35 protein-coding genes, 1 tRNA gene and 1 pseudogene are annotated in these 24396 nt (G+C 43.1%); 23 read left to right on the top strand and 14 right to left on the bottom strand.

Annotated features, from left to right (window positions below; translation table 11 throughout):
- Window positions 1-20 precede the first annotated feature (20 nt).
- Window positions 21-97 (top strand) — tRNA-Pro (locus KZ793_RS16000).
- A 173-nt stretch (window positions 98-270) separates the two neighbouring features.
- Here KZ793_RS16000 and KZ793_RS22945 read toward each other — a convergent pair.
- The 13 genes and pseudogenes from KZ793_RS22945 to KZ793_RS15935 all read right to left on the bottom strand — a co-directional run bounded on the left by KZ793_RS22945 (window position 271) and on the right by KZ793_RS15935 (window position 8637).
- Window positions 271-354 (bottom strand): tail fiber assembly protein, encoded by an 84-nt coding sequence (locus tag KZ793_RS22945; protein ID WP_225816270.1) that lies wholly within the window; start codon window positions 352-354, stop codon window positions 271-273.
- Window positions 351-572 (bottom strand): hypothetical protein, encoded by a 222-nt coding sequence (locus KZ793_RS15990; RefSeq protein WP_225816235.1) that lies wholly within the window; start codon window positions 570-572, stop codon window positions 351-353. The genes KZ793_RS22945 and KZ793_RS15990 overlap by 4 nt, the downstream gene beginning before the upstream one ends.
- Before the next feature lie 149 nt (window positions 573-721).
- Entirely contained in the window at window positions 722-1270 is a 549-nt protein-coding gene (locus KZ793_RS15985; RefSeq protein WP_225816269.1) for a nucleoid-associated protein, read from the bottom strand.
- A 485-nt stretch (window positions 1271-1755) separates the two neighbouring features.
- Window positions 1756-1968, bottom strand: a complete 213-nt coding sequence (locus KZ793_RS15980) for a hypothetical protein (RefSeq protein WP_225816234.1) — start codon at window positions 1966-1968, stop codon at window positions 1756-1758.
- An 83-nt stretch (window positions 1969-2051) separates the two neighbouring features.
- Window positions 2052-2204 (bottom strand): hypothetical protein, encoded by a 153-nt coding sequence (locus tag KZ793_RS15975; RefSeq protein ID WP_317987472.1) that lies wholly within the window; start codon window positions 2202-2204, stop codon window positions 2052-2054.
- A 192-nt stretch (window positions 2205-2396) separates the two neighbouring features.
- Entirely contained in the window at window positions 2397-2765 is a 369-nt protein-coding gene (locus KZ793_RS15970) for a Mor transcription activator family protein (protein ID WP_036843675.1), read from the bottom strand.
- Window positions 2766-2826: 61 nt separating this feature from the next.
- Window positions 2827-3186, bottom strand: a pseudogene (locus KZ793_RS15965) (gp16 family protein); the annotation flags it as partial.
- 98 nt (window positions 3187-3284) lie between these two features.
- Complete coding sequence (locus tag KZ793_RS15960; RefSeq protein WP_225816232.1) at window positions 3285-3476, bottom strand: hypothetical protein; 192 nt, start codon at window positions 3474-3476, stop codon at window positions 3285-3287.
- A gap of 459 nt (window positions 3477-3935) precedes the next feature.
- Window positions 3936-5108, bottom strand: coding sequence for an ExeA family protein (locus KZ793_RS15955; protein WP_225816231.1), 1173 nt, complete (start codon window positions 5106-5108; stop codon window positions 3936-3938).
- A gap of 152 nt (window positions 5109-5260) precedes the next feature.
- Window positions 5261-7045, bottom strand: coding sequence for an integrase (locus KZ793_RS15950; RefSeq protein ID WP_225816230.1), 1785 nt, complete (start codon window positions 7043-7045; stop codon window positions 5261-5263).
- A 52-nt stretch (window positions 7046-7097) separates the two neighbouring features.
- Entirely contained in the window at window positions 7098-8054 is a 957-nt protein-coding gene (locus KZ793_RS15945) for a DUF3102 domain-containing protein (protein WP_225816229.1), read from the bottom strand.
- A gap of 19 nt (window positions 8055-8073) precedes the next feature.
- Window positions 8074-8382: a helix-turn-helix domain-containing protein gene (locus tag KZ793_RS15940; RefSeq protein ID WP_132347205.1), complete on the bottom strand. Its 309-nt coding sequence runs from the start codon at window positions 8380-8382 to the stop codon at window positions 8074-8076.
- Between the two features lie 66 nt (window positions 8383-8448).
- Complete coding sequence (locus KZ793_RS15935) at window positions 8449-8637, bottom strand: DNA-binding protein (protein ID WP_225816228.1); 189 nt, start codon at window positions 8635-8637, stop codon at window positions 8449-8451.
- A gap of 90 nt (window positions 8638-8727) precedes the next feature.
- Here KZ793_RS15935 and KZ793_RS15930 point away from each other — a divergent pair, with 90 nt between their 5' ends.
- The 4 genes from KZ793_RS15930 to KZ793_RS15915 are packed head-to-tail and all read left to right on the top strand — an operon-like array spanning window position 8728 to window position 10611.
- Complete coding sequence (locus KZ793_RS15930; protein WP_225816227.1) at window positions 8728-9144, top strand: helix-turn-helix domain-containing protein; 417 nt, start codon at window positions 8728-8730, stop codon at window positions 9142-9144.
- Window positions 9145-9160: 16 nt separating this feature from the next.
- Window positions 9161-9697, top strand: a complete 537-nt coding sequence (locus KZ793_RS15925; protein WP_225816226.1) for a hypothetical protein — start codon at window positions 9161-9163, stop codon at window positions 9695-9697.
- A gap of 39 nt (window positions 9698-9736) precedes the next feature.
- Complete coding sequence (locus tag KZ793_RS15920; RefSeq protein WP_225816225.1) at window positions 9737-10156, top strand: hypothetical protein; 420 nt, start codon at window positions 9737-9739, stop codon at window positions 10154-10156.
- A 17-nt stretch (window positions 10157-10173) separates the two neighbouring features.
- Window positions 10174-10611 (top strand): hypothetical protein, encoded by a 438-nt coding sequence (locus KZ793_RS15915; protein ID WP_225816224.1) that lies wholly within the window; start codon window positions 10174-10176, stop codon window positions 10609-10611.
- Between the two features lie 47 nt (window positions 10612-10658).
- Here the strand turns inward: KZ793_RS15915 and KZ793_RS15910 are convergent, their stop codons facing one another.
- Window positions 10659-11429: a DNA adenine methylase gene (locus KZ793_RS15910; RefSeq protein WP_225816223.1), complete on the bottom strand. Its 771-nt coding sequence runs from the start codon at window positions 11427-11429 to the stop codon at window positions 10659-10661.
- 250 nt (window positions 11430-11679) lie between these two features.
- On the opposite strand from KZ793_RS15910, the gene KZ793_RS15905 reads away from it, so the two are divergent.
- From KZ793_RS15905 to KZ793_RS15820, 18 genes are all read left to right on the top strand, one after another.
- Window positions 11680-12030, top strand: a complete 351-nt coding sequence (locus KZ793_RS15905) for a putative holin (RefSeq protein WP_225816222.1) — start codon at window positions 11680-11682, stop codon at window positions 12028-12030.
- A gap of 2 nt (window positions 12031-12032) precedes the next feature.
- On the top strand, window positions 12033-12650 hold the full coding sequence (locus KZ793_RS15900) for a transglycosylase SLT domain-containing protein (protein ID WP_225816221.1): 618 nt from the start codon (window positions 12033-12035) through the stop codon (window positions 12648-12650).
- Window positions 12640-13263 (top strand): hypothetical protein, encoded by a 624-nt coding sequence (locus KZ793_RS15895; RefSeq protein ID WP_225816220.1) that lies wholly within the window; start codon window positions 12640-12642, stop codon window positions 13261-13263. Before KZ793_RS15900 ends, KZ793_RS15895 begins: the two co-directional genes overlap by 11 nt.
- Window positions 13260-13592, top strand: a complete 333-nt coding sequence (locus KZ793_RS15890; protein ID WP_225816219.1) for a hypothetical protein — start codon at window positions 13260-13262, stop codon at window positions 13590-13592. The genes KZ793_RS15895 and KZ793_RS15890 overlap by 4 nt, the downstream gene beginning before the upstream one ends.
- Window positions 13585-13896: a hypothetical protein gene (locus KZ793_RS15885; RefSeq protein WP_225816218.1), complete on the top strand. Its 312-nt coding sequence runs from the start codon at window positions 13585-13587 to the stop codon at window positions 13894-13896. The genes KZ793_RS15890 and KZ793_RS15885 overlap by 8 nt, the downstream gene beginning before the upstream one ends.
- Window positions 13896-14441: a DUF3486 family protein gene (locus KZ793_RS15880; RefSeq protein WP_225816217.1), complete on the top strand. Its 546-nt coding sequence runs from the start codon at window positions 13896-13898 to the stop codon at window positions 14439-14441. Before KZ793_RS15885 ends, KZ793_RS15880 begins: the two co-directional genes overlap by 1 nt.
- Complete coding sequence (locus KZ793_RS15875) at window positions 14438-15961, top strand: hypothetical protein (protein ID WP_225816216.1); 1524 nt, start codon at window positions 14438-14440, stop codon at window positions 15959-15961. The genes KZ793_RS15880 and KZ793_RS15875 overlap by 4 nt, the downstream gene beginning before the upstream one ends.
- Window positions 15961-17454: a DUF935 domain-containing protein gene (locus tag KZ793_RS15870; RefSeq protein ID WP_225816215.1), complete on the top strand. Its 1494-nt coding sequence runs from the start codon at window positions 15961-15963 to the stop codon at window positions 17452-17454. Before KZ793_RS15875 ends, KZ793_RS15870 begins: the two co-directional genes overlap by 1 nt.
- Complete coding sequence (locus KZ793_RS15865; protein WP_225816214.1) at window positions 17435-18265, top strand: phage head morphogenesis protein; 831 nt, start codon at window positions 17435-17437, stop codon at window positions 18263-18265. The genes KZ793_RS15870 and KZ793_RS15865 overlap by 20 nt, the downstream gene beginning before the upstream one ends.
- The gene (locus KZ793_RS15860; RefSeq protein WP_225816213.1) at window positions 18258-18707 is read left to right on the top strand and encodes a phage virion morphogenesis protein; all 450 of its coding nucleotides are present in this window, start codon (window positions 18258-18260) and stop codon (window positions 18705-18707) included. The genes KZ793_RS15865 and KZ793_RS15860 overlap by 8 nt, the downstream gene beginning before the upstream one ends.
- Window positions 18708-18908: 201 nt before the next feature.
- Window positions 18909-20003, top strand: coding sequence for a peptidase (locus KZ793_RS15855; RefSeq protein ID WP_225816212.1), 1095 nt, complete (start codon window positions 18909-18911; stop codon window positions 20001-20003).
- Between the two features lie 31 nt (window positions 20004-20034).
- Complete coding sequence (locus KZ793_RS15850; protein WP_225816211.1) at window positions 20035-20970, top strand: hypothetical protein; 936 nt, start codon at window positions 20035-20037, stop codon at window positions 20968-20970.
- A gap of 11 nt (window positions 20971-20981) precedes the next feature.
- Window positions 20982-21332, top strand: coding sequence for a DUF2190 family protein (locus KZ793_RS15845; RefSeq protein WP_225816210.1), 351 nt, complete (start codon window positions 20982-20984; stop codon window positions 21330-21332).
- 1 nt (window position 21333) lies between these two features.
- Complete coding sequence (locus KZ793_RS15840; RefSeq protein ID WP_225816209.1) at window positions 21334-21771, top strand: gp436 family protein; 438 nt, start codon at window positions 21334-21336, stop codon at window positions 21769-21771.
- Window positions 21771-22238 (top strand): Gp37 family protein, encoded by a 468-nt coding sequence (locus KZ793_RS15835; RefSeq protein WP_225816208.1) that lies wholly within the window; start codon window positions 21771-21773, stop codon window positions 22236-22238. Before KZ793_RS15840 ends, KZ793_RS15835 begins: the two co-directional genes overlap by 1 nt.
- Window positions 22235-22447, top strand: a complete 213-nt coding sequence (locus KZ793_RS15830) for a hypothetical protein (protein ID WP_225816207.1) — start codon at window positions 22235-22237, stop codon at window positions 22445-22447. Before KZ793_RS15835 ends, KZ793_RS15830 begins: the two co-directional genes overlap by 4 nt.
- The gene (locus tag KZ793_RS15825; protein WP_225816206.1) at window positions 22437-23864 is read left to right on the top strand and encodes a phage tail sheath subtilisin-like domain-containing protein; all 1428 of its coding nucleotides are present in this window, start codon (window positions 22437-22439) and stop codon (window positions 23862-23864) included. Before KZ793_RS15830 ends, KZ793_RS15825 begins: the two co-directional genes overlap by 11 nt.
- On the top strand, window positions 23864-24388 hold the full coding sequence (locus KZ793_RS15820; protein WP_088371087.1) for a phage major tail tube protein: 525 nt from the start codon (window positions 23864-23866) through the stop codon (window positions 24386-24388). The genes KZ793_RS15825 and KZ793_RS15820 overlap by 1 nt, the downstream gene beginning before the upstream one ends.
- Window positions 24389-24396: the final 8 nt, after the last annotated feature.

Below are 24396 nucleotides of genomic sequence, written 5' to 3'. Positions count from 1 at the left end.
AGTACTATAATACGAATTATCGGCATGTAGCGCAGCTTGGTAGCGCACCGTCATGGGGTGTCGGGGGTCGTAGGTTCAAATCCTATCATGCCGACCAAATTTCCCCAGAAAAACCAACCTCTTACGGTTGGTTTTTTTATGGGTGACATTTGCTTGGGGAAAAACTAGGGCAAAACTGGGGAAAAACCCCAACTTCAAATCTGGCATTGATATCCACTGATAAGCCAGCTTTTTCTGACTAAAAACATAAAATTATCTAATCATTATTCTTCACTTCGGCACCTCCGGCCACTTCACATCAGGTGCTTGATCAACATCTACACGAGTAAGCAATACCCATAAAGATCTGCTCATAATTTATACTCATCAAAGTATTTCAATGAAAAACCAACTTCATTTTTGTTCGATCTTGGTTTTTCTATTAATCCACAGGCCGTTAATGACTTTTTAAAATCATTCAGATTAACTGCTTTTTCTTCGGAGAGAATGACGGTTACAAAAGAACTATTAAGATTAAAATATGACTCCAGCATAGTATCTATAATAAATCTAAAACCCCGTTCTTTGTTCATAGCAACCTCTATCAATCACTCTTTAAAAAAGTATCCAAGTGAACTGTCGGCTCAAAAACCTCATCTACTTTATATTTATTTACATTAACAAAATCTTTGAATTTACCTTTGGCTTTGTGTTCTCTGGGAAGATGACGATCTATTTGATCTTATATATCCTTTATTGTTATCTTTTTATCAACTGGATCTCTAGCTTTCTTTTGAACAAATTCTTGAATTTTTTGATCTAACGCATCAGCTTCAACCATTGTTAGTTCAACCGTAGTAGTAAAGTCATTGATGGCTCTAAATATTTCAAATATGCTTCTCTGATTATCAATTTTTGGGTCACAACCTAGAGCTCTTTTAAAAAACCTACTTTTAGATTTTCCTGATATAAACCCTATATAAGACTCACCGTCATTATCAGGATAGCTTGCCTCAAATAGTGTTAAATCAACCATCGTCGCCTGTCGTAGTAAGTCAATATCTATTGACGTGATCTGTTCTGGAACTAAGTTACGGTCAAAATCAAAAACACCTTTTTTATCGACCATGAGAATCAATAAACGCCCAAGCCCAGTAATATCTTCCTCAGTTTTATAATGAATAAAAATTAAAGCTCCACCAACAAGAGTTGATTTGTCAGCATTTGACTCCAACTTCATTTTCTTCATTATCGCATTTACAAATTTTTCAAAGTCATAATCTTTACTTATATATTTTAAAAAAACATCTGGTGTAGAAAGAGGTTTTTATGAAGCCATGATGTTTCCCTTTTCGATCAAATTTACTTTCAATCCTTTTTAAAAAAAAGCTGCACATCCCCTTTATCTAAATGCCAAAGTTTACCCATTTTGTAATCGAATGCTACCGGCTGCTCTTTCTTGAATAACTCAGCCGTTAAAGCAAACTGAGGTCTATATCTAGCAGGAACTACCACCAACAAGGGATCATAACCGCAACTCTCACAATGTTCATCTACAACATAGCTTTCATTACCACATTCCGGATATCCTCAAGCATATAATTTCCTTTCAATACAATCGGATCTAACAATGAGTTATGGTTAAATTTAAAACAACCTTAATCATATATTAGTCATTTTACTGAAATTTGCTTACTGGTAATTTGAACAGTCAAAATAACTGCATATAAAAACAGTACAAATACTATGTAGAGAATCACAAGAAGGTTTTACCTATCAATCTGCCTCTTTAGATACACCCGCAGCCTCATCTCGAAGTCGCTTTATGTGCTTCTCGCGGATTTCAGAACCAATTTCAAAACTGTCATTAAGACCAGTTGACGCCTTACTTGCTTTTTCAGCAACAGATTGAAATTTGTTTAGTTCCTGATTTCCGCGTTCCAAATCAGCGTTGTTAACTCCCAGAAAAATAGTTGCTATATCAGACATGCTGGCCTCAAAAATAAAAACCAGCACTAAGCTGGCATGAGTTGGTTATATGTTAGAAACAGGAAGCTACTTGACGGGTTGATTCAGTTATCAGATTTAAATGCCCGGCCAGCAACAAAGATCGCCGCCAAACCAACAAGATCTAGAGTAATAAGCGTTCCAGCAAACCAGGTGTTGCCAAGAGCTGCGAATACTGTAGCTATGACAAGGATCATTACAGAGATAGTAAATCCCATCCATTGACCCCTCTTGATCATAAGTAAGATATTTGAAAGGGAACTGAAAGATAATTATGGGAAAAACTTGGACTAAGTGGGAAGTTATGGAGATTCAATTGTAAATTCTTTTCAGTATTTGAAAGGCAGACCGAACGAGAATCATGCTTAGTCTGCCGTCTAATTTTACTAAGCTCAATCAGTTTGACCTGCCTATTCAGACTCGTTATCAAATAACTTACCTTGCAGGCGATCTAGTTCTTCCTTTCGGATACGCTTCACTACGCTGTAAATCCATTGAATAGAAACACCAAACTTGCGAGCCAGATCATGATGATTTTTACCGTTAAACTCGTTGAAAATCTCACGATCACGGAGGCTGACTTTCCAAACCATGCCCATAGGAAAATAGACATTCTGACCGCCCCAAACCTGCATCATATGGTTTGCAACAGCTTCACCAATTTGTTCAGCTAACGCAGGCTCAACATGGATTATTTCACTGACCGTGCAGGCTGTATGCTGTGCCAGTTCTACCAGCAGTTCAGGACCTTTGCTACGAAAGTTATTCACATCATTCATACTTTTTCCTCATGACGCGGTTCCGCCACTTCTTCAGTTTTTCAATAATGCTGCTGGCTTAGTCTGAATCCAACCACTGTAAACCATCAATATCCGTTTTACGCTTAATCCAGTGAGCTAAGGCTTGTTCAGAACTATTATAAACAATACCTATAGATGCCATTTCCAACCACAATGCACGTATCTTCTTTGATTGGGGATGGCTATCTAATGGATGTGATGTTTTGGATTTCCTGGAGGATTTAATCTTAAAACCGCGCTTTTTCATAGCTCCCAAAACGCGAATTAACTGCGGGATATCCATTTCCCGCGTAGAGGTTTTTCCGGTTTCTGAAAGTAGCATCTGGCGATACGTATCTTCATCTAGTTTTAGATTACTACGTGCAATATGAATAAGCTGAATAAGTTTCTGTTTTGCCATCTTATTCATCCTCTGCTATGTACTTTCTAATTGAGTAAACCAAAATAGTCAGCATTAACTTGATACTACTGAACCTGGCTTTTCGGTATAAGGCCGTTTTATCCATGAGTGGTCTCCAGTGGCTGTAAATCCCATGTTGCCACAGATACACCGTATTGCTGACTACAATGTGGACAAACCAAGATTAAATCAACAACCCACTCACCAAACTCAAGAGTCTGGATAACCTTGGCTTGTTTTAGATTCATTTTTTCAACAGGTTGTTTGCAGTGATTACATGTTATTTTCATAAGTATGTTCCTTACTTAATTTTCTGTTCAAATAGGATAATTGAAAAATTTTCTTTTCCTGAGTTAATTGATATTCCATTAATATCTTTTACAATAGCTTTATTTACATAATTGCGGAGTGTAGAAAGCGGCTTTAGCTTTAAACAGAATTTTTCTTTTTACCATATTTAATTACCTGTTACTTAATGAATGTATTTATTAATGCCAATATATTCACTTCTTTTTCTCAACAAAGAAATTTTTTCAAATAGATCGATAATGAAATGCCGGTATTAATATTTCCAAGACTTCCATTTCTCTGGTTATGGTATGTTACATCCTTGTTGTAACCAACTTGAAATTAATAAAACCAGAAATTAGTCGAATCCGCCTTGCATATTTAACTTGTGATAAGGCAGTTTTAATATGAATATTGTCAATATTAATTGTTAAGTAGAACTTTTTCTCATAATGATATCTTCAGCTAACACTGCGAATAATATTAGCATCAACCATCGTTATCTCATTAATTGCAGCCATGTTCATCGCTGCAATAATCAAGTTTCCGATAGCTAATGGATATAATAAACTAACAGTCTCTTTACCACTATGCCGACTAAGACATAAACGGTCACGGATAGCACCAATAGCGCTATTATCTAAGATCTTGTTAGTCTTCATGCCTACACGACCAAATTTAAAATCCAGAAATGTTTCCAGATAATCATTAAGAGGAAACAAATTAACAACTTCACAACGTTGCACTACTTCACGAACCTCTTGATTACGTTCAGATAGCTTTAATTCCAGCTCAGACTGACCAATCAAAATGATCGACAACAGTTTCTTAAATCCATCTTCCAGTTCAAAGAACCGCTTAAGATGTTTTAATGTTGGTAAAGGCAATGAGTGTGCTTCTTCTATTATTAACACATGTTGATAGCCAGCTCGATAACTATCTTTCAATATCTTGTGCAGCTGGCGGAAGCGTGCTTCAGGCGATCGTTTCAGGTTTTCCAACGGCGCTAAGGTATTCACAATAGCTTCAGCAATGTTTGATGCTTTCAAGGTTTTACCTTTTACGTCATTGTCTTCCATTGCTAATACATAGGGTTCAATAACAATAACAGGGGCATTCTCCCTGTTAATACGGTCAATAAGATCACGACGCAGCGTCGTTTTACCCGAACCTGATTCCCCTGATACTGCCAGGAAACCACCATAGCGGGCTGTTTGATACATGGTCTCCCGTACATAACGGCTATCTGGAGTCATAAAAACATCTTCAGCACTTTGAATTGCACTATCTTCAAATGGATCACGAAATAAACCAAAATGCTTTTTCGTAGCTGGAAATAATACTTGTTTTTTTAGTAACATGTTTTCCTCCTCAGAAATGAGGGCTGTATTTTTATTATCGGTATAGGTATCTAATTTATCGGTTGCTTGTACCACCTCAAAACTTTTTGCGGTATCGATACCTTTTTTTACCAAGAAATCAGTAATACGTTGACGAATTGCATCCACGTTCTGCCGTGGCCATATATTGTGATTAACAATTTGAGCCAACGCCGCCGCTGAAATTCCCGCAGCACTTGCTGCTGCACTTTGCGTTAACTGATGTGTTTGTAACTGTTGTTTAAACACCAGCATAATAATCCCTCCGTTAAGCGGCTACCTTGTGTACCCGACCAAAGATATATCGTTGCTGAACACCATATTCGTCAACAAGTATTACCTACATTTATTTCTGCATATGCCATTGATAATAATTGCCATTTTCCTTAAATATATGCCATGAAAAACTAATTACCGTTGACAATACTGCGTGTAACTGTTGTTGATTGCCCCATGAATTCATCAACCAACTCATCAATTTGATCTGTTGGAACACCATTAGGAAAGCGTTTAACTATTTGCTGATAAAATTCACCACACCATGTCTTGCCATGTGATTGGAACCGTTCACGTAAAATTTTGACAACATCAACGGGGTTCATGAGCTGTTCAATACGTGGACTATGTACCGTAGAAGCTTGTCCACGTTTTAGCATATATGTTGGTGCATCATTACGTTCAATATCCAAATATGGATCAAACCGACCATTGAGGGGTAGTGTTTTCAATTTACGTGCTATTTCAGTTTCAACCGTGCTATTTGTCCCCATGATTTTCTGTTCAATTTCGGCTAAATTACGTTGTGCAATTGTTTGAGGAATGGCCTGGAATTCACTACCAATTACAGGTGCACCGATGGCAAAGCCATACTCATCTTTAGTGACTTCATTAACAAGATGGAAAGCATCAAAGCCATCTTCACCAGTAATGACTACTTGTGCCTCTTCGTCACGCCACGGATTGCGGGTGATCATGATTGAATCACCAACACTTACGCTAGGAACGGTACTCACGTCATACTCACGCCCCCTGAAAGATACTCGCAAGGTTGCCTGTACTTTACGGCTTTCTGGTGCGCCAATTGCCAATTCACGACAAACGTTAATGGCAGGCGCTTTTACTAACTGTTCTGCTGTGATTTTTAGCCAGCAATCTGTACGGGTTTGTCCATGCCGGCTATGTATTGCACTGCGGTTAAACTTCATACGCCATAGCCGTGCCAGACGGTTCAGTTCATCAATATCATCAACCTGTCGAAAGCGTAAACCGGACTCGAAATTGCGTTCGATGATGTCACGCGCTTTTTCAACAGAGCCTGTAGCACGGGCGTTACGGGCCTTGTGTTGTATCATTTGAATGCCTAGAGCCTTACACAAGTTGCGTAGTGTAGGTGCTGTCAAAGCTGAACCGGGGTCAGTAAATAAAATTTGGGGTACACCGTGTAATACATCTGCGTCACCGCGATCTTGCATTGCGTTAATTAATACAGAAGTAAAATTTTGACTGGTTTCACCGCCAAATAAGTATTCAACATATATCCAGCCACTTGTATGATCTGTTAATTCAAACGACCAGACACGATCATTAATAATACGAGCCAGATTTTTCGGCTTATTTTTATTAAATTCAGCCACAGGCATCATGCGTAATCCACTGTCAATTCCATTATTTTTATTAGGATTTTTTAGGTAATACAGTACACAAATTGAGGCGTCTAATTCCCATACATGATTGGGATGCAGGCTAGCCAATTGTAGGCTGGGTGCAGACACTTTCATCTGTTCAGGATGAAGTTTGTACTGGCGTAATGCACGACTAATAGCGTCAATGGATAACGGAGAAAATTCGCCCGTTTCGGTATCAATATGGCCTGCATGAATCAGGCCGTTTGAACGCAGATCATTAACGGCCTGTTCGAGACTATATAACCGTTTCCCTGTATTACGAGTGGCCTCTATCAATATTCCTGAAATCAACGTTGCTTCTTCACGTGTTAGTGCACTATTGCCTGCATCAGAACGTTTCTTACGTGGTTTTTTGCTAAAAACTTCACCGAGTTTTTTAATCAACGTTGAACGTGACATACACAGTTCTTCACAAGCCGCCTGATATATTGCTTCTTTACCGCCATGTCCGACTTTATGTGCTGCCTGTGCAATAGAAATTAATCGTTCGGTCATTGTGGTGTTCATGTTATTGCCCTTATTCCGTCAGTTTCTTTTCAAGCATTTTTTCAATTTAGATTTATTCATGTGCCTCTTCCTTATCCATCCATTCTGGTCGTTTAAATCCTTCCTCTTCTGCCTCCTCACCTTCTTTAGCCCAATCAGGAACAATGCTGTGTTCTCTGTACTCAGGCAGATTAAAGTGATTACGCAGGTTACGAATTTTGACTTCAAGGTCATCAAGTACGCCTGCCATAAACCCAGCATGGCTAATGTCGGTGCGTGTGGTATGGGCATTAAGCGTTTCAAATCCATTGAAAAGATTGGTGATAGCGGCATCAACAGAAAAAGACAATGAATTAACCTCTTGTGTCAAAGCAGCACCTTCCTCTTCAGGTTTTTCATGATTAATTCGGCGCTGAAGTTTGTGCTGGATTGCAGATTTCTCCTCAATCAAATTACTAACAAGTTCCTTTTTTTCCTGCACCGTCTGGCGTGAGATTTCCAGATCAGCGCGTGTATCACGCAGGGTCTTACGTAGTTCGCGGACAGACATGCGATCAATATCATCTAATGTCAAACCTGCTACAGTGCCACCTTCAGCCAATTCTGACAGTTCATCATCGTCTTCAAGCATCAACTCATACAGTTTGGAACGTCCCAAAAGCGAAAACGTTTTCGCTTTTGTTTCTAATCCAGGTGAAAGAAATTTGAGTGCAGCTTGTGCCATTTTTTGAGCAATTCGGGGTTCCAAGCCAAGTTGATCCTTAACGATGTCAACAAATTCACCATGAGGTTCATTCTCTTTAAGAATAATAAGGCGCTTCCCAGCCTCTAACATCGCTTCAGCACTCTGAGCCATATAGAAACGGGTTTCGTGAACGATACGTTCACGTTCATACGGCAGACCATCCCCAAACTGTTCCATGATTTGCAGGCGGTGTGTTGTCATAGCGTTGAGATTGGCCTGCAGATCGTCAGCAAGTTGAACATCTTCGGCTAGTTTTACTGATGTTGTATTTTTTGAGCGTGCCATTGTATGAATCTCTTGTTAATTAATTTCTGCTACCAGCCAAAACGCGCTGATTCATTTCTGTAATTCTGGCCTGTGTGTTAGCCATTTCATTTGAGAACGATTGTGCTATTTGCAGTAATTGCATACCTGGTGCATATCTGCCGCTACCCAGTTTTTGCGCCAACCCTTCTTCTATTAATGTATTCAGTGCACGATTAATATTTGCAGGAGATTCCCCCAGTAATTCCGCTAATTCACCATTACTCATCCCAGACAAGGAATGACCACGTAGAGCCTTAAGAACCCGTAATATGCGCGTACCAGAGCTGGAAACGTTAATTTTGCGCATGTCACACTCTCCCTTTTCAATATGTGATAATCTATTACATAGAGTGATAAAATACTTAGGCTAAATTTAAATGCCTAAACTTGGTGTTTTCAGACCTAGCTTTACAGCTATTTCATGGGCCTTTCCGTAATTAGCTTTGGATTGTCCATTAAGAACTCGGTATACAGCTTCACGGGAATACCCATTCTCCTGTGCCCATTGGGTAATAGTGATGCCGTGTTGCCGAAAGCGGCGTTTAATTTTCTCGGGTGTCATGCTATGGCCTCCGGTAATGCAATGATGTTTGTACAATACGTGACATTATTGTCCCATTAGTGGGACTTGTAAAGGGTTTTGGTGACAAAAATGTCTCTTGGTGAGAGATTAAAAAAAGAACGTGAGCGATTGGGGTTTAATCAGTCTGATTTCGCGGAGATAGTTGGCGCATCAAGAAAATCACAGATAAGGTGGGAAAAAGATGAATCTGCACCAGGGGCTGACGCTATAAGCCTTTGGGCAAAAATTGGTCTTGATGTGTTGTACTTGATTACAGGACAAGTTCAAAAGTCAGCCTCTACCGCTTACAAAAACAGTGAGATAGATGAAGAGTTACTAGGCAAAATTGTTCATAAACTAGATTCGATGGCACAACAGGCTAATCGCCGCTGGACACCCGGTGAACTCGTCCTGCAATCATCAAAAATATATAACTTTTTAATTAAAGAGTCGGTTGTCGATGACAGTAGAATTGATAGAGTATTAAAACTGGTTGTTAATCATTAAAAAATAAAGGATTTGCATGGACAGAAGAGATGAAGAATTACAAACATTAGCAGAACAAGTTTTTGATAGCCTTAAACAACTTCCCCAAGATGGGCAGGAACGACAGATAACCATCAGCGTTGGTGGCAATAATCATGGTTCTATTCATGTAGGTTCAGTCGTCAATATTAACCCCGCACCATCTCGCTCACGTGAGCTTCATGAAAGGGATAGTCGAGAGTTACTTGCTATAAAACGAGAATTACTTATAAAAAATAAAGATGCCAAATGGCGTTGTTACACCAATGCACCTTGCCTACTGTTACTTAGCCTCGTGCTTATAACATTCACGTTTGCCTTATGGAACGCTTATATGATGTTTTTTGGTGGGGGATTTACTAATGCATTGGTACTTAATGAGAAGACATTGATAATCTTTATTTCTTGGGTAGTACTGATAATGCTTTGTGGAAAAAAAATGGACAAGAACAGGAAGATAGAAAATAGGATAATAGGTGAAAATCAGAATGTTATTGATACCATAGATGTAATCTTACGACGTAGAAATTCTTAAAAATATAGTTATTTTTTATTTTATATAAGGGTATGAGCTGTGCGTAAGTTATTAATTCCCACAATATTTATTTTGGCGGGGTGTGGTGATGAGACAGAAAATAGCGTTCAGATTGAGTCTGAAAAAGCTCCAGCCCCCGTGTTTTCGATAGCAACAGATGATTCCGCTATCAATCAATTATTGCCAACTATTAGAAAAATGTGCCCAGGATTGGATAAATACTCCAATCAATTTACTGACATCACAGTTTACGAAAACAGTTATCCTTCACGCACAACCATCAAATTTCATATTGATGAAAATGCCAAACTGCCCAATGATTATATAGTCAATGGAAATAATTGCTTTCTTGATATAGAGGATAACGAAACAGTTTTATCTATATCTAAATCAGCTTGCCAATCTGTTTGTTTAGATCAACAGAATGTATCTAGTGGAACGTTGAAATTGAAACTTTAGAAACAAATAGGATATTTATGTCTACTACAAACATAGAAAAATTTAATGAAATTGTAGGTATTATATTTGGGAAATTATATGAGTCATTTCCTTTAAAGATAGATCTTTTATCCACAGAGATAATCGGTGAACCCCTTCAATATTCTGATGGAACATACTCTGACGAACTTTGTACTACAGTAGAAGATCATAGATTTTTTCTGGATACAGTGGATTGGCTCATGACGAATGATTATTTGGCAGGGACTATGAGCTCTGAAGGTTGTCATAGAGCCGTATTAACCGCTGAGGGTTTAGAAGTTCTCAAAGTAATCCCTGATAGCTTAGAAACCCCATTAGGTGATCGTATTAAGGAAACATTGAAGACTGAAAGTAAAGAAGCATTAAGGTCTTTAGTTAGCCAAACTCTTGGAATAGGTTTACAGTTTGTGTCCCGTTCTATTGGCTTGGGTTAAAGGTAAAAAATGGCAAAGCAAATATATTGCCTTGCCATTCTCGGTTATTAGAAATTACAAATGATCAGTTCTTTACTCTGTTTAGCTTTCCCCGTAACTTTCAAGTTGTAACCGATATTAACTGCTTGCATTGTCAGCCCTTTGAACGCCTTGCGCATTTCTGGAATATCATTCACCGAAATCACCATTTTCCCTCGGATGGTATGTGCTAATTCTGCTAATAGATCATAGTTCTCAAGCCCGAACTCTATGCCATATCCCTCTGTACCCCAATATGGAGGATCACAATAAAATAGTGTATGCGGCCTGTCGTACCGCTGGATGCATTGCGCCCAATCCATATTTTCAATGATCGTTCTTGCCAGTCTTAGGTGAGCCATTGATAACTCTTCTTCTATTCTGAGCAAATTAAATCGTGGTGGACTGGTGGTGGAAGTTCCAAAAGTATGTTCAGCAACCTTACCGCCAAATGCCTGCTTTTGGAGATAGTAGAAACGCGCTGCTCTCTGAATATCGGTTAGCGTTTCTTCGGGGGTAATCTGCAACCATTTATAAATTTGGCGGCTGACCAATGCCCATTTAAATTGCCGGACAAACTCTTCCAAGTGATGTTTTATCACGCGATAAAGATTCACCAACTCACCATTAATATCATTAATCACTTCACATTTGCTCGGTACTTTTAGGAAATACAGTGCAGCAGCACCACAGAACGGTTCGACATAACAGGTATGCCCAGGAAATAACGGTAAAATATGTTTTGCTAATCGGCGTTTACCACCAATCCACGGAACGATGGGTAAAGCTTGTTCTTTCATTATCCGTAAGCCTTTTCCATTAGCTGAAAATGAGCCAGGCTTTTCCGGTCATCAATAATCAATAACGGAAAGAGCCTAGGTTGACTCACAGTACATACCTGTGAGTTGATAGCCTACCCAGTGTTCGAGCGTTAGGCAGGTCGCTCTTATCCTGTCTTTTACTTTTCTGATGCGCTCTTAACGCCCTTTAAAATCCTTTTCCCGATAAATTGGCAAAACTGTTTCCATCAACGACTACGGAGACAGTTCAATGAGAACTTTCAAAGCGTTTGTATCACTTATCAAAAAATTACGCCTCGGTGGCTGGTTGTTAACAGCTGTTCTATTGCTGCTCACTATCGGTTTAGTTTCTCCCCAACAAGTCCCCGTCGTTATCTACAAATTATCGCTTATTGCTCTGGCTGTCGTTTTGGGGTACTGGCTAGACCGCAGTCTATTCCCGAAAGCAAGGCCCGGTCAGTATCTGCAACATAATGAAATACTCATGAACGAAGGAAAATATCCCGTTCAAACTGGCTACCATCTGGTGTTTGCGGCTGTTCTGATACGCCGTGCACTGATTGTTGCCGCCACCTGTCTGAGCGTAGCTACAGGGTTATGATTATGAATTGGCGGCAGATTATCAGAATTGTACTGTTGTGGTGTGGCGGTATGGTCAGCCCAGCATTGGCTGACGAATCTCCACACCGTTCGCGGCAATACCGCAATGACTTGATACGTGCTTCTCGTGTGATCTGGGGATTGAATGCACCTGTAGCTGATTTTGCCGCTCAATTGCATCAAGAGAGTGGTTGGAAATCACGAGCAGTTTCTCCTGTCGGTGCTCAGGGCATGGCTCAATTCATGCCTGCAACCGCAGACTGGATCGGTCAACGTATCCCTGAATTATCTAATAAAGATCCCTTCAATCCAGCTTGGTCTATACGGGCGATGATTCACTATGACCATTGGCTATGGCAACGCATTAAAGCTGCCGATAAGTGCCAAAGAATGGCAATGGTGCTGTCTTCCTATAACGGAGGTTTAGGCTGGTTACTACAGGATAAGCAGAAAACCGAAGAAGTTGGTCTCAATCCGTGGGTCTGGTTCGGTCACGTTGAATTTCAGAACGCAGGGCGCCGGGCCTCAGCATGGAAGGAGAATCGTTATTATCCCCGACGCATATTACTGGCACTCGCACCGCGCTATTTGGCTTGGGGAGGTGCTAGCTGTGCCAGTTAAATTGTGGGCTAAACCTGTTGTATTGATTTTGTCGCTAATTGGCATGTTCGCTTTGGCTCATTGGAGAGGCCATACCACAGGCTTTCAGAAAGCAACGGAGACCGGAAATACCGCATTGGCACAACAGAAAGCCGAATTTCTCCTACTGGAAAAACAACGGACAGAACGGGAACTGGCAGCGCTTAATGCTTTGCAGAAACGTTACCAAATGCAGGTCAATACGGCGCATCAGGCAGAAGTTAATTATCTCAATGACATTGAACGACTCCGCACTCAAAACCAGCAACTCAAGAGGAAGATTGACCATGTTACTCAACGTTGGATGGATGAAAAACAACAATTTCATCCCGTTAATTGCGTGTTTACTCGTGGCTTCGTGCAGCAATACAACGCCTCCTTTGGCCTGTCCAGTGAACAAACTCGCTCTGCCTCCGTTGCCTCCGGCGCTGATGAAACGTCCCGTGGAAATGAAAGCTCTGGTGCCCAGCTACGGCCATCAGATATCACACAACGAGATATCCTCTCCAATATCATCGACAACGGAGAACAGTGTCTTGCATTGAAAGCGCAGGTTAATGGTCTGTTGGATTACATCAAAGGATTACAACAATGACACTACAAATTGAATTTTGGGCTGCCGTAGGTTTTCTGCTCTCTTTTCTCGGTTTCGTGTTTGGTATCGCAAAGTGGTTATTCACTAAAGCGGAAGAACGGCAGGATGAACGACATGCATCGTTAGAACTGGCGTTTAAAAATTCCGTAGACAATTGGTCTCAGCTCGAACGCGAGTTCATGCAATTCAAAGCTGAACTCCCTCTGAACTATGTACGCCGTGAAGATTACATTCGTGGTCAGACAGTAATTGAAGCAAAACTGGATGCACTTTATAGCAAATTAGAGGTGGTGCAGCAGCACCGAATTGCTGGAGGTCAAAATGATTGATGTTGCCCGTGTTCGTCGTGAATCATTGCGTTGGAGTCTGTTAGTCTCACTGAATAAAACCCGCCCATATACCGCCAGTGAAACGCTGTTATTGGATATATCGCGCGCGATTTATCCTGACGTCACTGCATTGGAATTACGGAAAGAATTGGATTATCTGGCAGGCAGTAAATTCATTGACCTCAATAAACAGCCATCGGGTAGTTGGTTTGCTGACTTAACTCGTATTGGTGTTGATGTCGTTGAATATACGGTCGAATGCTGTCTTGGTATTGCTCGCCCTGAAAAATATTGGAGTGAATAATGGCGCGTCGAAGCACAATCGATAAACTCCCTGAAGATGTTCGGCGCTGGTTGGAGCGGGCGTTGACTGAATCAGGGTTTAGTGGATACCAAGAACTCGAAACCTTGCTGCGTGATCAAGGTTATGTAATCAGTAAGTCCGCTATTCACCGTTATGGACAAAAAATAGAAAAGCGATACGGTGCAATACGGGCGGCAACAGAAGCAGCACGGATGCTTACAGAAGGTGCAATGGATGATCAAGATGCACGTTCTGAGGCTGTGATTGCATTAATTCAAACTGAACTTTTTGAAAGTATTATTCAACTTCAGGAAGCTGAAGAAGGAGAAATTGCGCCAAAAGAGCGCGTCACACTGCTTTCAAAGGTTGCAAAAAACGTAGCTACACTTTCTCGTGCTAGCGTGAATCTGAAAAAATTCCAATCTGAAGTCCAGGCACGGACTGAAGCTGCTGCAAGTAATGCAGAGAAAATTGCACGCAAAGGTGGATTATCTGCCGAAGCAGTTGCTGCATTACGTCGGGAAATATTGGGAATTGCTACATGAATCAGCTTGCACCTGTCCTACCAGATACTTCCTCAATAGCAGCACCTGTCGTCTTATTACCATACCAGCAACGATGGGTGGCCGATTCGTCTCCTCTTAAAGTCAATGAGAAGAGTCGTCGAACGGGAATTACTTGGGCTGAAGCGTCAGATAATGTACTCATCGCTGCATCTTCTACTGCTGCTGGTGGCATGAATGTGTATTACATCGCCTATAACCAAGATATGACCGTTGAATATATTCAAGCCTGTGCAATGTGGGCTCGTGCCTTCAACTATGCAGCCAGTGAAATTGAGGAAGGGTTCTGGGAAGAAGACGAAGATGATAAGCACATCAAAACCTTCACTATCAAATTCCCAGACTCTGGATTCCGTGTAGTGGCGCTTTCTAGCCGTCCGTCTAACTTGCGTGGCCGTCAGGGGATCATTGTCATTGATGAGGCTGCTTTCCACGAACAGCTCGATGAATTACTGAAAGCGGCACTAGCCATGCTTATCTGGGGCGGTAAAGTGCGAGTGATCTCCACCCATAACGGAGATAGCAACTTGTTTAATGAGTTGCTGAACGATATCCGGGCAGGACGCAGGGACGGTGTTATCCACCGTATTACCTTTAAGGAGGCTGTAGCTGAAGGACTATTTCACCGTGTCTGCTTACGTACCGGACGTGAATGGTCACAAGAGGCTGAACAACAGTGGATGATGTCGGTATACAAATTCTACGGAGCCGGGGCATCAGAAGAATTGGATTGTATTCCTGCTAATGGTGGCGGAGCTTGGTTGTCCCGCGCTTTGATTGAATCTCGGATGTCTCCCGATACGCCAGTACTGCGACTGACTTGCCCGAAAGGATATGAGCTTAAATACGATGAAATACGCCGCATAGATACCGAAGAGTGGCTAAAAGCCAACCTGAAGCCGTTGCTAGATGCATTGCCTTCTGATGCTCGTTCGTTTCTGGGACGCGATTTTGGCCGCAGTGGCGATTTGTCCGTGGATTATCCATTGCTGCAACAAAAAAATCTGGTACGCAGAGTGCCGTTCGTGTTGGAACTGCGCAACGTGCCATTCAAACAACAGGAGCAAATCACTTGGTATCTAATGGATGGACTTCCTAATTTACTGGGTGCAGCCTTTGATGCCCGTGGTAACGGTGCTTATTTGGCTGAATATGCCATGCAAAAATATGGCGCCAGCCGTGTGCAGCAAGTCATGCCCACCGAAGGTTGGTACCGTGACAATATGCCCCCGGTGAAGGCTGCGCTGGAAGACGGCAATCTGGAGGCACTGCCAAAGGATGAAGACACTTTGGATGATCTGAGGGCAGTACAGGTTATTAACGGTGTTCCCCGTGTACCTGATCAGCGCTCAAAAGCAAAAGCGGACGGCGGCAAGCGCCACGGTGATGCAGCGATAGCCCTTGCTCTGGCGTACTTCGCCAGCCGTGAAATTAACAAAGGTCCGGTAAAGGCAAGTTCCCGCCGTCGTCGTCAGTCTGCACGTATGCTGGAGGGATATTAATGGCTCGTGGTATCTGGGTTTCACCAACAGAATTTATTAACTTTTCCGAATCAAAGCAGTCGTTCACTGAACAAATTGCATCGCGTAGCCGTTCCATTGACTTCTACAGTCTGGGGACATATCTACCTAACCCTGATCCTATTCTTAAAGCTCAAGGGCGGGATATTTGTATCTATCGTGAATTACGTACTGATCCTTTGGTTGGTGGATGTATTCGCCGCCGCAAGGCCGGAGTGAAAGCATTAGAACGTGGTGTAGAACGTAGTCATGCCGCTGTACGAGTCTTTAACTTTATCCGTGACATGCTCGCGGATTTGGATATGTCACGCATCATTGGTGAAATGCATGAAGCGGTTCTGTACGGTTATCAGCCTTGTGAATTGATGTGGAGTCAGCATCAATCATGGTCAGTGACGGATATCGTTAGCAAGCCACCTGACTGGTTCCACTATGACCGTGATAACCAACTGCGTTTTCGTGCTCGTGATGCAGGCGTTGAGGGAGAACTGGTTCCTCTCTATAAATTTGTAACGCCACGTCAAGACGCTACTTATGACAACCCTTACGGATTTCCAGATTTATCAATGTGCTTCTGGCCCGTCACCTTTAAGAAAGGCGGAATGAAGTTTTGGGTACGCTTTGCCGAGAAGTATGGTTCACCGTGGGTAATTGGAAAACATCCACGAGGTACGCCACAAAGTGAAATTGATCTGTTATTGGATTCGATGGAAGCGATGATTGATGATGCAGTTGCCGCCATTCCTGATGATTCCTCCGTTGAGATTAAAGAGGCAGCAGGTAAATCAGACAGCAGTGATATTTACCAGAACTTAATTACCGTTGCTCGCAGTGAGATCTCCATTGCATTACTGGGACAAAACCAAACGACCGAAGCAAACAGCAATAAAGCCTCTGCACAAGCGGGATTGGAAGTAACGGATGATATTCGTGATGCTGATGTTGATGTTATCACCAGCGCCATTAATCAGGCTATACGCTGGGTCGTAGAACTGAACTTCGGTAACGTTGAATGTCCGGTCTATTGTCTTTGGGAACAGCAATCGGTTGATGAAACACAGGCTAATCGTGACGTTAAGTTGAGTCAGGCTGGTGTCAGATTTACTCCGCAATACTGGAAACGCGAATATCAATTGCAGGATGGGGATATTGATGAAACAACCTTGTCAACCACGCCTATTCCACCATTCCCACTGGCGTTTTCTGAAGCTGTGAACGCAGATTTAGCAGCACAGGACACCTTAGATGAAGCGCTGGATATTTTGATGAATGAAGGATCATTGAATGAATCGTTGAAATCTCTACTGGCTCCTTTGTTCCATCGTGTTCAAAACGGTGCTAATCCCAGCGATCTTATAGGAGAGTTAGCCGAGCTTTATCCACAAATGGACGCAGATGGTTTGCAAGAGCGGCTAGCGCGGGTTTTGTTTGTGTCTAACATTTGGGGGCGCTTGCATGAGCATAACCACGCCTGAACTGGCGTATTGCATGACATTACCTCCCAAGAGAGTCATTGGTTATCTGCAATCTAAGGGCTACAAGATAACGTGGGATTGGGAAGAGCTTTGGCAAGAGACTCACTCCCGTGCATTCACGGTGGCGAAAGTCACGCGTCTGGATATCCTGGAAGATATTCGCCAGGCGCTACAACAGGCACTGGATGAAGGCAAGACTGATCGTTGGTTTCGCCAGGAGTTGGAGCCAACATTAAGACATAAGGGGTGGTGGGGAAAGAAAGAAACCGATGACCCCGTTACAGGGGAACGTGTCACTGTTCAGCAAGGTAGCCCGTGGCGCCTTGATACTATCTTTCGTACCAACATGTCAGTGCTGTACAGTGCAGGCCGTTGGGCCGAACAAATGGAAAATGTTGATGACCGACCGTACTGGATGTATACAGGGATCAACGATAACCATACACGTAAGAGCCATCTCGCATTGCATGGTTTGGTATTTCGCTCTGACGACCCATTTTGGCAAGCTTTCTATCCTCCTAATGGTTGGCGTTGCCGTTGCAGTGTGATTGCTCTCAGTCATGATGATGTTCGTGCCAGAGGGATGAAAGTTATGAATTCAGGTAAAGCAATGGGCTGGGAGTTGAAATTGGTTTCACAAAAAACAGGTGAGATGCAGTCCGTTGCTACATTCAACACAGGTATAACAAAAGTGGCAACTGATGTAGGTTGGTCATATTCGCCGGGGGCAGCATATCGTCCCGATTTGACCAGATATCAGGGAGAGCTATCTGGACTGGCCCGCCGCGAACTGAGAGGACAGAATGGGTAATCTTACTATCACCATTAATGATGAAGACCTAAGACGTGGATTACGGGCATTAGAATTGGCTGCTAATGATCTGACACCTGCCATGCGTAAAATTGCTGGGACATTGTCAGCAGAAACCGCCTTTAACTTTGAAGCTGAAGGACGTCCGGCATGGATACCCTCTGTAGCTGCAAAGGAACGTGGTGGTCAAACGCTGCAAAAAACTGCTCGTTTGATGCGTTCAGTCAGTACCCACTATGATGCCCATACGGCAGTTGTCGGTACAAACTTAGTCTACGGGCGTATTCATCAATTGGGAGGTAAAACTGGCCGCAATCAATCTTTATTGCTACCAGCCCGGCCTTATCTGCCCGTAACAGAACAAGGCGAATTATCACCAGATGCAGCAAGAGCTGTATTAAGCACCATTCAACGACATCTTGAATCAGCGGCGCATCGTTAAACTTTTCCTCCCTATGCGGGTGATTTATCATTGTCATCCGCAAAAAACTTTATAAAGCGTTTACAGACTCAAATTTTCGATATCTAATTGCATGCAGTTCCACTTTATTATTTCCTTCCCAAATCTTTTCTAAAGCAGATTAAAAGTCGTTTTTTCTGATTGCGGAGAAACTGCCTCTATTAACGTAATAGAGGCAGTGAAATGAAGTCACTTCACATTTTCAAATCCGGTACACATACCGATATGTATGGCAAACAATTGCCGTTCAGCACCGCAGATTTGCAAGCTTGTGCAAAGGGTTATGACTCATCGTTGCATGAAGCACCGATTGTGATTGGGCATCCAAAAGACAATTTACCCGCCTATGGTTGGGTTAAATCGCTGACGTCTTCCGGTGATGACTTGATTGCAGAGACTCAACAGGTTGATGTTCAGTTCGCTGAACTGGTCGATGCAGGCCGCTATAAAAAAATCTCTGCTTCTTTCTATTTACCGGATTCCCCAAACAACCCTAAACCCGGCGTGCTCTATTTGCGTCATGTCGGCTTTTTGGGCGCACAGCCACCCGCCATTAAAGGACTGAAACAGGTTGAATTCAGCGAGCAAGAATATGGTGTCGTGGAGTTCTCTGATTGGAGTGACATCACCAACGCTTCACTTTGGGGGAGTCTGCGAGAATTTTTGATCAGTAAATTCGGTATGGACGAAGCAGACAAAGCGCTTCCTTCTTGGCAGGTGGATTCATTACGTGAAGAAGCTTATAGCACGACTCAACCTGCTCCTGCCTTTCATGAACCCAATAACACACATCAACGTGAGGAAAACATCGTGACAAATGAAGAAAAAAAGGCGCTCAAAGATGAAAACACCCGCCTGAAAGAACAGCTTGTTGCCCGTGATGCTGCCGACGCAAAGCGCAAACAAACTGAGCAACATGCCGGAAACGTGGCATTTGCCGAAAAGCTGGTCGCAGACGGCAAATTGGTACCTGCTGCCCAATCTGTCGTGGTCGCCTTGCTGGACGCTGTAACTCAAGGAGAGTCCCCTGTCGAGTTTGCTGAAGGTGATGTGAAAAAACCATTGTCTACCGCGTTTAAAGATCTGCTGAGTTCTGCCCAGCCTGTTATTGATTTTGGCGAACATGCAACAAAAGACCGGATTGACCAAAACACATCAGCAGATATTGCTGAGTTTTCTGATGCAGATCCTGAGCGTCTGGCGCTACATCAAAAAGCCGTCGCTTTGGCGAAGAAAGAAGGTATCAGTTACGACGTAGCCGTTGCCCGCTGCCTGTAACACTGCAACCGTAACTATTGAGGAGAGATAAATGTCTGATTATTTGAAAGGCAAACGTATTGTTGACCCTGTGCTAACCAGTGTTGCACGTGGTTATAAAAATGCGGCATTCATTGGCGAACATCTTTTCCCTGTCGTCGAAATGGAGAAAGAAGGTGCTAGTGTGCCGACATTTGGCAAAAGTGCCTTTGTGGAGTATGACACCACGCGTGCTGTTGGTGCCAACAGTAACATTTTGATCCGTGAGAAAGGCTCTTCGTTAGATATTGTGCTCAACGAACATGATCTAGCTGCACCTGTTGATTATCGCGAGAAATCGGAATCTTTATTTAATGAAGAAGCAAAGGCAATCCGTCGCTCCACCAATGGCGTGAACCTCAAGCGCGAACTGTATGCAGCTCGATTGGCACAAGACCCTGCAGTTTATCTTGGTGACTCGGTGAAGAGTCTGACAGTTAATGAACGTTGGGCTGGTGGCAAAGGTAATCCAATCAAAGTCATTGAAGCTGGAGTTGATGTTGTTCGTACTGCCATTGGTGTACGTCCAAACCTCATGACAATGGGGGCTAGCGTGATGTCACTGTTGAAATTTCATCCTGAAATTCAGGCAGCTATTGGAGCCAATGAACGTAAACGTATCACAATAGAAATACTCAAAGATCTTTTCCAAATCCAGAACGTTGTCGTTGGTGAACCTGTTTCTACCCCAAGCATTAAAGAAAATCCCGTTGATATCTGGGCTGACAATTTGATGTTGCATTACGTATCACCTCCGCAGGCAGGAGCAGAAAGTGCTGATGAGCATGAGCCTTCATTTGGCTATACGTTTCGTCGCAAAGGAATGCCTGTGGCAGATAAATATCCGGGTGTTGGCGGCAAGGTGAATTACTGCCGTTATACCGATATTTATAAAGTTGCGGTTGTTGGCGGTGATGCTGGCTATCTGATTACCAACATTGTGAAGTAAGGGGAGCAATCATGGCAGTGACACAACAACCCGTATTGACCACGACCATCATCGCCACGGCTAATATCGTACAGCATCGTTTGGTGGGGGCCGATAATGCCCCTTGTCAGGCTGGAGCCGCTGCACTTGGTATAGCGGAAATGGATGCGAAAGCAGGTGATGCGGTTCCAGTCAATGTTTTGGGCATTATTGCTGTTGAAGCAGGTGGGCCAATAGCTTGCGGGCAAGTCGTACAGTCGGATAAGAATGCCTGTGCAGTACCACTAAGTTCTGCGGAGAATGCTGACGGAACATCTATCGGATTTGCGCTGGATGAGGCCACGGCTGCTGGCAATGTTATTCGCATCTTACGTGGTGTATGACATGTATTGCTCATTGGCAGATCTACAAGGACAGATACCAACGCAATCATTGATATGGCTGTCTAACGAAGAGCCTAATGCCCAGACAATCAATGCAACTGTGGTTAACAGTGTCATTCGCTATGCCGATGAACTTATTGATTCCCATTTACGTGGGCGTTATATCCTGCCTCTGGCGGAGGTTCCCACGGTATTACGCGATGCTGCTATTACGTTAACACGCTATCGGTTGTATGCCCGCCGTCCAGAAGGCTCTATTCCTGAAGCCGTGATAGATGATTACAAAATTGTTTTGCGCCAACTGGCTGATATTCGTGATGCCAAACTGACACTGGGCCTGCTTTCCACAGGAAAAGATGCCCCTGAGCCGGGAGAGTTTCGTGTTCGAGCGCGTTGTCCCACCTTTGGGGGGCGTCAAGGGATGTTGGAGAAATACTAATGGATGTTTCGCCGATCATTGATGCCATCGTCATGAGACTAAAAGGAAAACTACCTGGCTTACAGGTGGAGTATTTCCCTGAAAGGCCGACTGAATTCAGGCTGAACCATCCCGTGGGAGCCATTTTAATCAGCTATCCCGGCTCTCGCTTTGATAAGCCTGAAGATGCTGGAGCAGTATTGCAGACACAAACTGTCATGCTCAATGCCACTATCGTTTTTCGTCAGCTTAATGGGCGTCATGGAGCCGTTGCCACACTGGATGATGTACGCCGGGTTCTCGGCGGATTCCAACCACCGAACTGCCAACGTAAATGTTGGCTGGTACGGGATACATTTCTCGGTGAGATAGCTGGCTTGTGGCAATACACGCTGGATTTTGCGACTGAAAGTGTATTTATCGAAGATAGTGAGTCACCGGATGGCCCGCCGTTAGCCCAAATCAATTATGAGGAAACTGAACAATGAAATACCTCTATACAGGCCCAGCAAGCGGCGTCACTTTAGCTGATGGCACAGAAGTCTTGCTCTGGCCAGAAAAAACCGTTGATTTACCGGAGCAGCATGATTATGTGAAGACATTGATCGCGCTGCGATATCTTCATCCACTGTCAAGACAGCAAAAAAGTATCCTGAAGAAAAAAGAGAAGTCTGAGGAGATCACAGATGGCCGCTAATTATTTGCATGGCGTCGAAACTATCGAGGTCGAAAAAGGCTCACGTCCGGTCAAGACAGTAAAATCCGTCGTGATCGGCTTAATTGGTACTGCACCGATAGGGCCAGTAAACGCAGTGACACTTTGTCTGTCAGAAAAAGATACAGCTCAATTTGGTGCTCAAATGAATGGTTTTACCATCCCACAAGCACTGGATGCTATTTATGATCATGGTGCGGGAACTGTGCTGGTCATTAACGTTCTTGATCCTGAAGTGCATAAAGCCAATGTTGCCAATGAAAACATTATCTTTGATAAAACTACAGGAACAGCGAAACTGGCTAATCCTGTGGTCAGTAATGTCTTGCTAAAAGCCAACTCTGATAGTGCACCTTATATAGAAGGACAAGATTATTCTCTGGATGTTCAAACAGGTAGGCTCAAGAATATCGGTAAAAACATTACTGCTGGTGCAACCGTAATTGCCAGTTATGACTTTACCGATCCCACGTTGGTAACACCCGCCGACATTATTGGCAACATCAGTGCTGCGGGTAACCGTACAGGTATGAAATTGCTGAATGATACTTATAACCTGTATGGATTTTTTGCCAAGATCTTGCTGGCTCCTGTTTACTGTACCCAGCTAAATGTGACGACAGAACTGATTGCCCTTGCAACTAAATTGGGTGCCATGACTTATATTGATGCCCCGATAGGTACCACTTTTGTTCAGGCTATCAGTGGCCGAGGCCCGTCTGGCACAATCAATTTTAATACCAGTTCTGATCGTGTCCGGCTGTGTTACCCATATGTCAAAGTCTATGATGCGGAAAGCAATAGCGAGCGCTTGGAACCATTGTCATCTCGTGCAGCAGGGCTGCGTGCCAAGATTGATGCAGACAAAGGTTTTTGGTGGTCATCCTCCAATCAAGAAATTATGGGGATCACAGGTATTGAGCGTCAACTATCCGCCATGATTGACGATCCACAAAGTGAAGTGAACCAGCTCAATGAACAAGGGATTACTACAGTGTTCAATAATTATGGCTCTGGTTTGCGCTTATGGGGCAACCGTACCGCCGCGTGGCCAACTGTGACACACATGCGTAACTTCGAGAACGTGCGCAGAACAGGAGATGTGATTAATGAATCCCTGCGTTACTTCAGTCAGCAATATATCGATATGCCGATCACACCGGCGCTGATAGATGCCCTGACAGAATCTGTGAATGCCTATGGTCGTAAATTGATTGCCGATGGTGCCTTATTGGGATTCAAATGTTGGTTTGACCCTACACGTAATGAAGAAACTGAGCTGACTGCTGGCCATCTATTATTCAGCTATAAATATACACCACCGCCACCACTGGAACGGCTGACATTCGAAACTGAGATTACCTCTGAATATTTACTGAATTTAAAGGGGAATAGTTAATGGCTGGGAAAATTGAAATTAACCGTATTACTAACGCCAACATTTATATTGATGGCAATAACCTGCTGGGACGGGCGGAAGAAGTGAAACTGCCAGACGTTTCCATGACCATGCAGGAGCATAAGGCGCTGGGGATGGTTGGTAAGGTGGAATTACCGGCAGGTTTCGATAAGCTGGAAGGCGAGATCAAGTGGAACAGTTTCTACCGTGACGCTATGTTATCTGCTGCCAATCCCTATAAGTCTCTTGCATTACAGTGCCGTTCCAGCGTCCAGAAATTCAGTTCACAGGGGCGCATTGATGAAGTGCCATTGGTGACGTATCTGACCATCTTATTTAAGAAGAATCCGCTGGGCACATTTAAACAACATGAAAATGCTGATTTTTCCAGTAGCTTTACCTGTACCTATATTAAACAGGTACTGGATGGTGAAGAATTGCTAGAACTGGATTATTTGGCCAATATCTTCCGTGTTGGTGGCGTTGATCAATTGACCGATTATCGCATCAATATCGGAGGTTAAACTAAATA

Source organism: Photorhabdus antumapuensis (assembly GCF_020387775.1).
In the GTDB taxonomy this organism is placed as follows: domain Bacteria; phylum Pseudomonadota; class Gammaproteobacteria; order Enterobacterales; family Enterobacteriaceae; genus Photorhabdus; species Photorhabdus antumapuensis.
The sequence above is the reverse complement of the archived record's forward strand: the minus strand, read 5'-3'. Positions and strand labels throughout refer to the sequence as shown.